8 protein-coding genes are annotated in these 13,256 nt (G+C 39.3%); 2 read left to right on the top strand and 6 right to left on the bottom strand.

Going from position 1 to position 13,256, the window contains the following annotated elements:
• Positions 1-50: 50 nt before the first annotated feature.
• The 5 genes from R2R28_RS21965 to R2R28_RS21945 form a co-directional block, all read right to left on the bottom strand.
• Entirely contained in the window at positions 51-677 is a 627-nt protein-coding gene (locus R2R28_RS21965; RefSeq protein ID WP_316827800.1) for a M23 family metallopeptidase, read from the bottom strand.
• Positions 678-933: 256 nt separating this feature from the next.
• Positions 934-2,745 (bottom strand): IucA/IucC family siderophore biosynthesis protein, encoded by a 1,812-nt coding sequence (locus R2R28_RS21960; RefSeq protein WP_316827799.1) that lies wholly within the window; start codon positions 2,743-2,745, stop codon positions 934-936.
• A gap of 142 nt (positions 2,746-2,887) precedes the next feature.
• On the bottom strand, positions 2,888-4,246 hold the full coding sequence (locus R2R28_RS21955; RefSeq protein WP_316827798.1) for a lysine N(6)-hydroxylase/L-ornithine N(5)-oxygenase family protein: 1,359 nt from the start codon (positions 4,244-4,246) through the stop codon (positions 2,888-2,890).
• On the bottom strand, positions 4,247-6,706 hold the full coding sequence (locus R2R28_RS21950) for a GNAT family N-acetyltransferase (protein WP_316827797.1): 2,460 nt from the start codon (positions 6,704-6,706) through the stop codon (positions 4,247-4,249).
• Complete coding sequence (locus R2R28_RS21945) at positions 6,651-8,192, bottom strand: aspartate aminotransferase family protein (RefSeq protein ID WP_316827796.1); 1,542 nt, start codon at positions 8,190-8,192, stop codon at positions 6,651-6,653. The genes R2R28_RS21950 and R2R28_RS21945 overlap by 56 nt, the downstream gene beginning before the upstream one ends.
• Before the next feature lie 320 nt (positions 8,193-8,512).
• Here R2R28_RS21945 and R2R28_RS21940 point away from each other — a divergent pair, with 320 nt between their 5' ends.
• A complete protein-coding gene (locus R2R28_RS21940; protein ID WP_316827795.1) occupies positions 8,513-10,948 on the top strand; it encodes a TonB-dependent receptor in 2,436 nt (811 codons plus the stop codon).
• A 159-nt stretch (positions 10,949-11,107) separates the two neighbouring features.
• Here R2R28_RS21940 and R2R28_RS21935 read toward each other — a convergent pair whose 3' ends face one another.
• Complete coding sequence (locus tag R2R28_RS21935) at positions 11,108-12,328, bottom strand: metallophosphoesterase (RefSeq protein WP_316827794.1); 1,221 nt, start codon at positions 12,326-12,328, stop codon at positions 11,108-11,110.
• Positions 12,329-12,543: 215 nt separating this feature from the next.
• On the opposite strand from R2R28_RS21935, the gene R2R28_RS21930 reads away from it, so the two are divergent.
• The gene (locus R2R28_RS21930; RefSeq protein ID WP_316827793.1) at positions 12,544-12,990 is read left to right on the top strand and encodes an Rrf2 family transcriptional regulator; all 447 of its coding nucleotides are present in this window, start codon (positions 12,544-12,546) and stop codon (positions 12,988-12,990) included.
• Positions 12,991-13,256 lie beyond the last annotated feature (266 nt).

Below are 13,256 nucleotides of genomic sequence, written 5' to 3'. Positions count from 1 at the left end.
TGGTTTCAGTTTTTTTCTATCGGTTGGTGTCTCACCAACCGAAAATTTATTTATTTAACATGCTCTTTAATAAAATTCTGAGGATTATAAAACCGTTCGTTCAGTTGTGTATTATTAAACGTTAACCAGCTGGCACAACCATAATCATCAAACTTTTTCCTGATTTCCAGATGAAGGTGATGGTAATCGCCGCCATATTTTTTACTTTCCTGTGGGGTGAATAACCGGGCCAGTTTGGTATGCTGATCAACCTGCTGACCGTTGCTTACATAAACTTCTTTCAGGTGTTTATAGGAGGTAAACATAGTTTGTCCGCCTGGCAATTTATGTTTTATCACCACTGTGCGTTGGTTTTCGCCTAAATGGACAGAACAAACTATTCCATTGGCCATGGCATAAACACTAACCAGTTTGGCTTTGGCTTGTGTAGGGTTAATATCGATAGCCGTGTGGATATGCCCTTTAACATAGCTATCGCGGTGATCGCCAAAAATGCTGATGATTTTGATGTTGCTGATCTTTTTTCGGTTGGTTACATCGAAAGGCAGAAACCATTGATCTGCAGTTTTTGCAGGAGCGGTATCTGTATAATAAGGTTTCCAACGATCGCGGTCTTTCTCAATTGTTGGTGTTTCGAATAGAAAAATTGATAAAAAGAGAAATAATAATGTTTTCATGCTTCAGGTAATTTATGAAGCAAGATAATGATTTTATTAATATAAACTATTTTTGTAGTTTAAAAGAGTTGTCAACTTTTATAGGCTTTCGCTAGAAAGTTGACAACTCTGGTTGCAAAGGAGCATCATTGCGAGTGCCAGCTCCGACTTCTCGGAGAGGAATGACGAAGCAATGTTACAACCATCGCTGTTAGCGTTTGCTTTAGGATTGCTTCGTCGGCTAAAAAAACCTTCTCGCAATGACGATTTATCTCAATTACGCCAAAACATTCTCTTTCAATGCCTCTGCCGCAGGGTTAACCAGGGTACCAATCAGTTCAGGCACCGGTACATCGGTACTTTCGCTATAACCATGGGTTAACAACCTTACCCTGTTAATGCAAACCCTGATAAATTCTGGCACAAACAAGTCGAATTTTTCGAATTTTGAAGCTAATTCAGGGTTTTCCTGCTGAAATGTTAAAATCACATCAGCCACCTGACGCCAGAACTGCTTTTCATCCAATCCAACATAACTGTGGAAAATATTGCTCAGGTATCTGAATACGGCATCGAATATGCCCGAAAGAATAAATAATGGTGCCAATTCGTCATTAATTTCCCTTAAAATATCGACCAGATCGTTCGGTAATTTTGCCTTCGATTCTTCTGTTAGCACAATTTCTTCCACAAAATCTTTAATGATAATTCTTTCCGGTACGCCATTTTTCATGACTAAAATTGTGTTTTCACCATGTGGACTAAAGAAAAAAGCATGTTTATAAAAAATCCTCAATACCGGTTTCAAGTAAGCCGATAAATATGCATTTAACCAGGCTTCAGCATCCAGTCCGGATTTTTCAATTAAAGCCTGTACCATACTTTTGCCATTGTCGTCTACATAAAGCAAACTGGCCATTGTCATGATGTTTTCGCCTTCCAGCAGGTAATTTTCAGCACTTTCGCGCCAAATGGCACCTAAAAATTCTTGATATTGATAAGGAGAGCCCGGTATTTCGCTGTATTGTGGGTGTGTATAAGCCACGGTTGCCACTTCGCCTAAAAGCACCACCCGGGTTTGTTTCAGGTATTCATCGCCTTGTAACATATCTTTTGCCCATTGGGTTACTTTTGGTGCAATGGCCAGTTTTTTAGGCGATAAGCCCCTGAAAATGGAAGTATTTAAGATCGAGATAGCTGTTTTTACATAGTGTTTTTTGGGCTCACTTACGTTAAAAAAGGTACGGATACTGTTTTGGCACATGTATTCATCCGTTCCAATACCAATAGGGATAATTAGCTGATGGGCGATATCATGCGCCAGTTGCAATACAATTTTATTGTTCCACTGCCATTCATGTACCGGGATAAAGAAATAATCTTCCGGATCTAATTGCTGATGTATCAATACCTGGTTAAAATCATGAACCTGTTTCAGGCTCAGCTCTTCATTATAAAAAGAAAATGAGGAAATGCTTTCTACACTTTTAAACTGTGCCCTCGATTTATGTACGGCTAACCAGGCCAGTTGTGTTTTTTGCGCAGCTTCTGGGGCATATTTCCCCTGATCGCTATGGTTAAAACCAATTCTACCTTTATTAATGGTTGCCCAGGGATGGCCATCCATTTGATGTTCGATAGTCTGGTAATCAGCATTGGCCAGTTCATCAGCAGATAACCTTCCTTTTTCGTGGATATAGGCATCGGCATAAAGGGTGTTTAAGGTTTCTTCAACAAAATGAGCAAGCGTAAACGGTTTAATGCCGAAAGTTTGCTGTAGTTCCGTGTAAAAGGCAGGTGCATTATTTACCGTTACACTTTCACCATTTACGAATTTTTTGATACTTTGTTTATCAATATGAAGATAATCTAAAGCACGCTGCTGACCTGAAAAAGTGTAATAAATATGATCAGTATCTGTTGTAAGACGGAAATCGGAAACCCCTTGTTCATTGGTGTTTATAAGTGTCGGCTCTGCCAATTTTTCGTGCATGAGCTCTACTATCGATTTTGCAATATAGTTTAGGTTTACTTTATCCCAAACTTCTTTTTTTAAAGGTTTTATGTTATTAAAGTTGTTGTAATTCATGGTGTTGTGTTTTTTTGTTAGTCCAGATTTGTAATCTGGGCTTGTTATACACTGGATTTTAAATCCAGTTCTCAATGATCGGGTTACAAATCCCGACCAACATGCTCCGTTATCCCGAGCTTGTCGAAGGACAACATAAGGTTTAAGGCGTTTCGACAGGCTCAACGTGACAGTTCCGGATGAAATCATGAGCCTGTCCATTGATCTCTTGTTCACCATTTACGCTAAACTGCTGGAAGGCAATCCGTTTCTCCACCGGGTAGATTTCGAAGCCTAAAATGGCGTTGATAATGGAAGCATTACGGTAAGCCCCCATTCCCAAATCAGGCGTTACAAAACCATGCGTATGCAATTCGGCATTTTGAACAAAAATTTCGTCCCCGTTTATATCAATGGCATAATTGCGATGTACCTGGAAAAGTCCGTCGGCATTACGGGTTATACGTTCATTAATTGTTGATAAAAAGCCCGGTTCGTTATATTTATAACCCGTAGCCAATACCACTGCATCTGTATCAACCGTAAAATCCTTTTCGCTTTCTGTATGGTAAAAATCAAGTTGATAACTGCCATCGTTATTTACACTTAGGTTGTTCAATTGGCAGTTCGGCATCAATTCGGCATTGATTTTTTCTCCATCAACACTCATTTCATACAATTTATCGAAAATCTGGTTAATTAATTCGAAATTAATGCCTTTAAACAACGAATTCTGTTTACTTAAAAGTTGTTTTCGTTTGGCATCACTTAGATTATAAAAATGATCTACATATTCAGGTGAAGTGAGTTCTAAAGTCAATTTCGAATACTCCATGGGGAAAAAACGATCCGGGCGGGTAAACCATTTCAGTTTTAAGCCATTTTCAGTTTCCGGTAAAAGGTCGTAAAAAATCTCAGCAGCACTTTGTCCAGAACCGATAACCGTTATCGTTTTTTGCTCCAGTAAAGTCTGTTTAAACTTTAAATACTCCGAAGAATGTATGGCATGTTGATGAACGGTTGGATTTACAAAAGCAGGTACTTTGGGTGCTGTTCCTGTTCCGAGTACTATTTTTTTAGCGAAGATGTTTTCCGTTGCTCCGGTTAGCTGATCTATTTTTTCGATCTGGTAAATGCCATCAAGGTAATTCACCTGAGTTACCTTTTGTCCAAATTGGCAGTTTTGCAGGTGGGTGATGGCCCATTTACAGTAAGCATTATATTCTTTGCGCAATACAAAAAAATCTTCCCTGATATAAAATTTATATAAGCGATCGGTTTGCTTTAAATAGTTTAAAAAGCTGTATGAACTCGTTGGATCGGCCATGGTAACCAAATCGGCCATAAAAGGGACCTGTAAAGTGGCATCGCTCAGCATCATACCCGGATGCCAGTTAAATTCGCTCGCCTGATCTAAAAATAAAGTAGATAAACTATTGATGGGCGCACATAAGGCAGCTAAACCCAGGTTAAATGGACCTATACCGATGCCTACAATGTCGTATGTTTTTGGGTTCTGCATTTAAATTTCCTCCGTTTCAAACTGTCCTAACTTAATCATAGCATATGCCTTTGCTTCAGGGTATTTGTCCCAATACCAATCGCGGTAACAAAACGTTAGGTTGGCCATTTTATAAGGCATTTGAATTACCTTTTCTAATTTGAAACCCAATCTGGTTACAAAAATGTGCATCGCACGACTTTCAACCGCTGCTTCACCGATGCATTTGCCTACTTCCGGTTGTTCGAAAATGAAATCCATTAAAGCCTGTCCGGTTTCAAAGCTGAATTTTTTGTCCTTTTCTGTCGGGGCGATCAATAAATGGGCGCCATAGTCAGTGGTTAAGGCTTCATAACAGGCACCTACACCATCGCGCATAGGCCAATAAGGCTCAATGGTAAAAGTTGGTTCCCCATTTATTTCACCTATGAAACTGTGTGATGAATCGTTAGGTAATAATGTCCGGTAAAATAACTCCAGGCCTTTAATTGGTCCATCCATTTTCCAGATCGGTTTAGCATGTTCCTGGTTAAACCAATCGTGCACCATTTCCAAATCTCGGTCAATATTAAACGGGCGGATATTGATGGTTACATTTTCTTTAGGGAAAAACCTGCTGTATAATACCTCGTTGGTTTTGGGTTTGATCAGATTTTCAGAAAAGAAAAATTTAGATAGCGGATTTGGAAACTCACGGTAAATAGCCGGATTATCGATAGGGGCACTGGCTTCATCAATGTTGCATAGATTGGTTAATAAATTACCTTTTACTTCCCAGCTGCGGCGGTTGATGACATAATCTACAAGCCCGGTGGTATCGCTGTTTTCGAATTGTTTAAATTCAAGGTAAACCAGGTCAATCAGGGTTTTTTCATCAGCCAAACCATTGCTGGCAATGGCATTTACTACGCCTAAAATGTTGTTGATGAGCAGATAATAGGTTAATTTAGGAATAATGTAGTTATTCGGGACAATTGAACCACTTTCGGCAGCTATTCCGGGATAAGCCGCTTTCAATGCTTCGGCTTTGGTATCGCTAAAAAAATAACCCTGGTTATCCCTGAAATAAAGTTTAGCCGGATAAAAATCTTTGTCCAGCTCGAGCATTACATTCTGCTGATGGAACTCAAAAGCCATCCCAAAATTATTATAAAGACCAACAATTGGCGACACACAAAGGTGCAGGTATTGTTTAAACCAGCTTACAGCAGTATAAGCAACCGTTTTATTTTTACTGATCGATGCTTCTTCAATCACATGCACAATCCTGGGTTTTTGTCCCAATAATCCATCCTGGCAAAGTGCAGCTAATAAGGTTACATTTTTTTCTGCTCCATCGCCTTTAAAAGGGTTATGCCTGATGCTGATATTAAAGCCATTAATGGTTTCGCCTTTATAATTTACCGTAATAAATGCAGGATCGGTAATAAATTCAATTTCAGGGAATTCGGATTTCGCTGCTTTGCCATATGCTGTTTTTAAGAGTTTGCTCACATCATAACCGCGGTGAAGCTCGCGAACCAGGTTAACCCTTTCTGAATTGGTTATTTTTACATGTAATGAAAACTTAAACATCCAGTCGCTTGATGCATTATAAACGGTTCTTACAGAAGAAGTAGGGGTATAGAGCGCTCCAAAATGGCCCAGATAAAACAATAAATTTTCTGATTCCATTGCTTGTACCTCGGGCAGGTTAAGCAAATAATCTGCTTCCCATGGGTGCATAGGCACAACTTTATAACCAGCGTGCTTATCTAATAAAGCAATAGTATCCGTGTGATTACTTTCTAACAGCTCAATCCTGAAAAGGTCTGTGCTGTCAAAACCTTCTGCATTTTTCTCTACAACGTTATCTGCAGCAATTAAAAAATAGGCCAGCTGAAACTGACCCTGTGTTTCTGGAGAAAACTTGAAGAGTTCTTCCCTGCTGTTAAAGCCCGCACGGCCTTTGGGTAGGGGATGGGCATTATGACCTAAGAACAAAGATTGTTCTGCCTCAATAAAACTCATTTTGGCAAAATTTACCGGTTTGCCATTTTGTTTAAAATAAGAAAGAAATGCCTCAAGGTTGTCAACACTGTTGGTTAAACGTTGATTAACCACATTGGCATTTGCATCAGGAAACTCTTCTGTACTAAACTGAATAGCCAGTTCCATAAAACGGTAAATGCTAATCGGTTTGATCTCATCTGTGGCAATATGGCGTTCAATTACCGGAAAATTAAATACATGGCGGCCACTATCCGCATAAAATTTTAAAGGTGCATATACTTCAGAACCAATAGCGCTGAAATCGAACCTGATGTGCAGCCGGTCAGTTGTTGTATTCAGGTACTCGGCCAGTGGAGCATCATATTTCGGGATGCCTGCATAACGGCTCCAGTTGCTAAACTCCCTGCAATAACTGTTTAGGAGAGCATTAAAGTTAGTTTCTTCTGAAATCTGCTGAAGCTTGATTAAGTCTAACGTATTCGTTTCCATGTTTTTTAATAATTTTAATAATGTTTTCAATATCGCTCATGGTAGTAAGCGGGTTAAGTAGGGTAAATTTGAGGTAGAATTGTTGGTTAATCTTGGTGCCGGCAACTAGTGCCTTACCCTCATTAAACAGGGCTTTTTTAATGTACTGGTTCATTGCACAAACATCGAACTGTACATGTTTAGGGCGGTAACGGAAAACCAGGGCGCTGATATCCGATTCGTTCATTAGTTCAAAATCCTGGTCTAAATGTAACCGGTCTGCAATTTTGGCTGCCGTTTCGATAATGGTATCAAAATAACCGCCCAGTTTATCTCTGCCCATCATTCTTAATGTAAACCAGAGTTTTAAAGCATCAAAACGGCGGGTAGTTTGTATTGATTTATTTACCTGGTTCGGCAAACCATCTTCATCATGGTCTTTAGGATTTAAGTAATCAGCATGATGGGTAATCAGGTTAAAATATTTTTTATCATTTACCAGGAAACCGCTGCTGCTTACCGGCTGGAAGAAAGATTTATGATAATCGACCGTAACAGAATGGGCCAGCTCAATTCCGTTTAGGAGACCTCTGTATTTATCGGTCAGTAATAACCCACAGCCATAGGCAGCATCAATATGGAACCAGGTATGGTATTTTTTGCTAATCGAAGCAAGTTCTTTTAAGGGATCTACATTTCCAAAATCGGTAGTACCTGCTGTGCCCACTACTGCAATAGGAATATTGCCCTGGGCAATTTCACGCTTAATGGCATCTTCCAGCAAAACGGTATTCATCCTGAAACTGCGATCGGTTTTAATTTTGACCACCGATTTTTCGCCCAAACCTAGCAATGAAGCATTTTTCTGAATGCTGAAATGTGCCTTTTCTGAAACAAAAATCCTGAACCGGGAAGCTTCAGGAGGTAAACCATTTAATTTAATGTTGTGGTTTAAAACGGTAATGGCATAATGGTCTCTGGCCAATAAAAGTCCCATTAAATTGCTTTGCGTACCCCCACTGGTAAAAATACCGTCTGCTTTTTTGCTGTAGCCAATCTGGTCGCAGGTCCATTCGATCAGCTTTTGTTCAATCAGCGTGCCGCCGGCACTTTGATCCCAGGTATCGATAGAAGAGTTGATCGATGAGATCATCATTTCTGCGGCAACTGCCGGAATTACAATCGGACAGTTTAAGTGGGCAATGTAGGCCGGATGATGAAAGGCAACCGCATGGTTGGTATAAAGTTGCTCTACTTCTTTAAGCATTGCATCATAATTGTCGTGCGTTTTTTCAAATTCAATCGCATCAAACAAAGGTTTCAATTGGGCAGGCGATACGCCGCTAAAAGGTTTCTGGTTGTGGTGAAGGAATTTTTTTACCGCCTGGGTAACCTTGCCAACAGCATGGAGGTATTCTTCTTCGTTTTCGTGGTGAAAGATTTCCTTTGTCGGACTTTCCGTAAGGAAATCGATAAGTTCATGTTTTTCTAGGTCTGATGTAAACATTAGTTTTTCAATTTTTCAAAAAGTTTAATGGTAAAAGGCACTAACATATCAGGCATTTATTGCCGATATTCTTTAATCATAATCTGGTTAGCTGAGATACTTAAACGCGAGCGATTTTTATCGATAATTACGACTGCTAAGGTATATTTTTATTTAGATTGATTAAAAATAATATTTAAAATATTTTTAACATATTGTTAGTAAGTGTTTTACATGCACTCTATCAAACGTTTGAGTAGGCTGTTCAATTAAAAATAAATTTATTTTATTTGGATTTAATCTAAATTAATGATTGCTTTGCGCAAAAAAAATAATTATTAATGAAGAATCTATACTTAATTGCAATCTTAATCTGTGGGTTTATACTTACAGGCCAGGCGCAAACCGTAACAGGTAAAGTGCTTGGGGAAACCGCTCCCTTAGCCGGGGCTAATATTAAAGTGGAAGGCAAAGGCACCACTGCTACAACAAATACAGATGGTACTTTCGAATTAAAACTAGCGGAAGGCGCTTACATTTTACAGGTAAGTTATGTAGGTTATACCACGGTATTTCAAAAAGTGAATTTAGCTAAAGATCAAACGGTTAACTTAACCATTAGCTTGAGCCCAACTTCAAACATGCAGGAAGTAGTCGTAGTATCATCACGTAAACCGACCAAAATCAGCGAAATACCTGGTACGGTTTGGGTTCTGGATGGTGCTAAAATTCAGGAACAGGCCAGGGCAGGGATTCCGTTTAAAGTGGCATTAGCTCAATTAATCCCAAGTTTGGATGCTGGTCCGGAAGGGCGTACCAATTACGGGCAGAACCAACGTGGCAGAGATGCATTGGTGATGATTGATGGCGTATCGTTAAACAGTACCCGTGGGGTAAGCCGTCAGTTCGAATCGATTGATCCTTTTAACATTGAGCGAATTGAAGTATTATCTGGAGCAAGTGCTGTTTATGGCGGCGGCGCAACAGGTGGTATCATCAATATCATTACTAAAAAAGGACAAGACAGTCAGCCAAGTTTCACTACAGAAGTTGGTGTACGCAGTGGTTTGAAAGAAAAAAGCGACCACGATGTACGTGTGGCGCAGGCCATTTCGGGTGGTAGTAAAGATTGGAACGGACGTATTGGTATGGCTTTTCAGAAAAACAACGCCGCTTATGGTGCTGATGGAAAACAGATTTTTACCGATATTACCCAAACCGATTTACAATACAACCAATCGTTCGATTTCTTTGGAAGCACCGAATTTAAGTTGACTGAGTACCAGAAACTATCGGTAAATGCACAATATTATAACTCAGGTTACCGTGGCGATAAAGATTTGTTTTTAGGTACAAATTATGCTGGTTTGTTATCAAATGCCAATCTTCTTGAAATGAGAAATGGTTATTCATCTGACGTTGACCCGAAAACAAGCAGAGCGAATATCAACGCAAATTACCAGGCTAGTGAAATATTAGGCGGACAAACGCTTTACATACAGGCTGCGGCCAGAAATGAGCAATTCAGTTTTCACCCTTTTCCAGGGCAGGCTTTAATACCAGGCGTACTTTATAGCGGATCATCTATTCAAAATACCAATTACAGTGCTTTAAAATTGGTATTGAATAAAGATTGGAACAGGGTTAACCTAACTTATGGTTTAGATGCCGACAACGAAAACTTTAATGCACAGCAAGCCTTATTCGACAGGGTAAAAGCAGCTTCATCGGGTGGACTTATCAATAATACTGTTGCAACTATTACACGTTATCCTAATTTCAGGGTAAATGGTTTATCGGGCTTTTTACAGGCACAGGTTAAGGTAACCGATTTTTTAAGCCTATCAGGAGGTGTGCGTCAGCAACGTATGTTTGTTAAAGTTGGCGATTTTGTGGGTACTGGTGCTTCTGTACCTTTGGCTTATGGGGTGGGCAGAACTGCTACGCCTATTGCAGGTGGCAAAAACCATTATGATGTAAATTTGCTAAATGGTGGTTTAGTGGTTAAAATCAATGCACCGCAACAGGTTTGGGTTAATTTTTCGCAAGGATTTAACTTAGCAGATCCGGCAAAATATTACGGACAGGGAAGTTATACTTTGGTAGGTACCAATTTTAATTTAGGTAACTCAATCAATGTAGCGGGTTCTCCATTAACCGGTATTAAAACAGAACAGTATGAAGCTGGTTACCGTTACCGCACAGGTATATTTAATGCGCAGGTAGCTGGTTTTTATGCCCTGTCAGACAAAAACGTAAAAACCAACAGCACATTTAATATCGAAGTTTTTGACGAAAAAGTAAGAAACATTGGTGCTGAAGGTTCATTATCTTTAAACCTGAAAAATGGTTTTGAAGCCGGAGCTAACGGATTATACATTAAAACCCAGAAACAAAATACCGATGGTACCTGGTCATTACAGGATGTAACCGTTGCCAGTCCGTCGAAAATTGCCGGTTACTTAGGTTATAACGGTAAAGTATTTGGATTAAAAGCGCAGATTTTCCATTCTTTTGATTCGAAAGGTATTGATACCAAGCCAGCTATACCAAAAGAATATGAAATAAAAGGATATACGACTGTTGATTTATTGGGATCGGTTAAAATATTTACCGGAAGCCTGTCAATCGGTGTACAAAACTTACTGAACAAAAATTACCAAACGGTTTGGAGTCAGCGTTCAACAATTTTGTATGCAGCATTGGCCAAACCAGAAACCTTTTATTATGCAGGCCGCGGCCGTACTTATAATTTAACGTATACGCTTAATTATTAGTTTTTAAGCTAAATCGTCATTGCGAGGAGGAACGACGAAGCAATCTTACAAATATCGCTTTAGCGAGCGCATTAAGATTGCTTCGTCGGCTGAAAAAGCCTTCTCGCAATGACGATACTACTATAAACAACAAATGCCCCAACTCGGGGCATTTGTTGTTTATTTCTTCTTCAATTCAATTACCGTAATCTCTGGCCAGATCCCAATCCTCCCCGAGAAGCCAAGAAATCCGAAACCACGGTTTACATTTAAATACCGGCCATTTTCAGTTTTAATGCCTGCCCAGTGTTTGTAACGGTATTTTACCGGACTCCATTTAATCCCGAAGGCTTCGATACCGAACTGCATACCGTGGGTATGCCCGGCAAGAGAAAGCTGGATTTTTGAAGGATAATTTTTTACCTGCGCATCCCAATGTGAAGGATCATGTGATAACAAAATTTTAAAATCGTTGGTGTTGGTGTTTTGTAAAGCTTTATTCAGATCGCCACGTTCTCCAAAGCCAACTCCCCAGTTTTCTATACCAGCGAGGATAATTTTCTCTCCATTTTTATGCAGCTCTACATGTTCATCCAGTAAGAGTTTAAAACCCAAATCTTTGTGGTATGCTTTTAACTGGTTTAAATTCTGTGTTTTAGCTTCTTCTGTTGGCCATTTAATGTAATCGCCATAATCATGGTTGCCAAGAATAGAAAATTGCCCGTACGGCGCTTTAATCTGCGAGAAATGGCCAATATAAGGCACAATTTCAGAAGAGGCATTATTTACTAAATCGCCGGTAAAAACAAAAAGGTCGCTTTTTTGAGCATTAATCATATCAATACCTTTTTGTACGGCTTTAGGGTTCGTAAAGCTTCCTGAGTGTATATCCGAAATTTGGGTGAGCGTAAAACCATCAAAACTGGCCGGCAGATCATCAAAATACAAAGTGTGTTTAATTACCCGGTAGGCGTATTTTCCCTGGGTAATGCCGTAAGCAAACAAGGCAATGGTTAAACAAAACATGATGAAGGCAAAATCTACCCAATAGCTGCTGCGGCCTAAAATATGAAACCCGCCGGGCTCAAAATTAGTGGCCAAACCCAGTAGTAAACGATAAATATCGCCAAGAAGCAGAAAAAAAGCAAAAACAATTTCGGCAGTAAAAACAATTAAAAAAGCATGACTAACAATCTGGAAAAACCGGTTAACGCCCTGAAGGCGCATCTGCTGAATGGCAAAAAACAAAGCAAAAGTTAAACCAACGATAAATACCCAGAAAACAGGACTGAGTAAACTAGATTGGTTAATGGTGCCTAAGCCGGATAAAACGTAGGCGTTTAAGGCAAAAAATATAATTGCGACTATAAGGAGCGGCAATAGATTGAGTTTTCTTCTCATTGTTAAGAATCTGTAATCAGTATATATGGTAAAAATAGAATTTAAACGCCGATAATTGCTTACTGTTACGGTTAGCGATTATTTTTACGCTCGTTTGATTAATGTAATTCATATAATTATGCGTTATATTTATAAATATGATAGTATGTTGAATTAAAATCAACTTCGTGTTGCATATTTTATAATTTACTTTCTTTTATTAGCTTTGTGCGAATATGCTGTCCAAAAAAACAAAATATGCCATTAAAGCGCTTGTTGCGCTGGGTAAAAATTTAGATAAACCACCTATGCAAATTTCGAAAATTGCAGAGGAGGAGCATATCCCGAAAAAATTCTTAGAACAAATTCTTCTTGATCTGCGTAATGCTGGCTTTTTATACAGTAAAAAAGGCGCAGGAGGTGGCTATAGTTTAAATAAGAAACCTGAAGAGATTTTATTGGTACATGTAATGCGTGTAACCGACGGCCCGATTGCTATGGTTCCATGCGCAAGTTTAAATTTCTACCACAAATGTGATGAATGCGAAGATGAAAAAACTTGTGGCATTAGAAGTGCATTTATTGATGTTAGAGATGCTACGCTGAAAGTTTTGAGCGAAACCAGCATTGCTGATGTAATCGGTAGAGAGGATAACCTAAAAATCGGTATCATTAATTTGTAATATTCAAGAAACCTATCAGGTTTGAAATCACAGTTGACTTAGCTTGCCAATATTATTTTGGAAAGCAGGGTTCTGTACGTTTCGGTTAGGGTAGTCCTGCTACCGCTGCAAGTCCTCGCTCGTGCCTCGCTGTGGGCTTTCCGCTATATCAGGTTTACTTAACATCAGATTCTAGTTCTAGGACTATCTAACTATACGGATGAAAAAAAGCGATACTTCCGCGTTAGGGATTGTAAGGGTTCAGTACCGATTCTTCATCGGTACCG

Source organism: Pedobacter miscanthi, from assembly GCF_032678605.1.
Taxonomy (GTDB): domain Bacteria; phylum Bacteroidota; class Bacteroidia; order Sphingobacteriales; family Sphingobacteriaceae; genus Pedobacter; species Pedobacter miscanthi_A.
The sequence above is the reverse complement of the archived record's forward strand: the minus strand, read 5'-3'. Positions and strand labels throughout refer to the sequence as shown.

What these genes read in the sequence shown, in the direction of transcription:
- R2R28_RS21965 (WP_316827800.1), bottom strand. Translation starts at nt 677, where the DNA reads ATGAAAACATTATTATTTCTCTTTTTATCAATTTTTCTATTCGAAACA.
- R2R28_RS21960 (WP_316827799.1), bottom strand. Translation starts at nt 2,745, where the DNA reads ATGAATTACAACAACTTTAATAACATAAAACCTTTAAAAAAAGAAGTT.
- R2R28_RS21955 (WP_316827798.1), bottom strand. Translation starts at nt 4,246, where the DNA reads ATGCAGAACCCAAAAACATACGACATTGTAGGCATCGGTATAGGTCCA.
- R2R28_RS21950 (WP_316827797.1), bottom strand. Translation starts at nt 6,706, where the DNA reads ATGGAAACGAATACGTTAGACTTAATCAAGCTTCAGCAGATTTCAGAA.
- R2R28_RS21945 (WP_316827796.1), bottom strand. Translation starts at nt 8,192, where the DNA reads ATGTTTACATCAGACCTAGAAAAACATGAACTTATCGATTTCCTTACG.
- R2R28_RS21940 (WP_316827795.1), top strand. Translation starts at nt 8,513, where the DNA reads ATGAAGAATCTATACTTAATTGCAATCTTAATCTGTGGGTTTATACTT.
- R2R28_RS21935 (WP_316827794.1), bottom strand. Translation starts at nt 12,328, where the DNA reads ATGAGAAGAAAACTCAATCTATTGCCGCTCCTTATAGTCGCAATTATA.
- R2R28_RS21930 (WP_316827793.1), top strand. Translation starts at nt 12,544, where the DNA reads ATGCTGTCCAAAAAAACAAAATATGCCATTAAAGCGCTTGTTGCGCTG.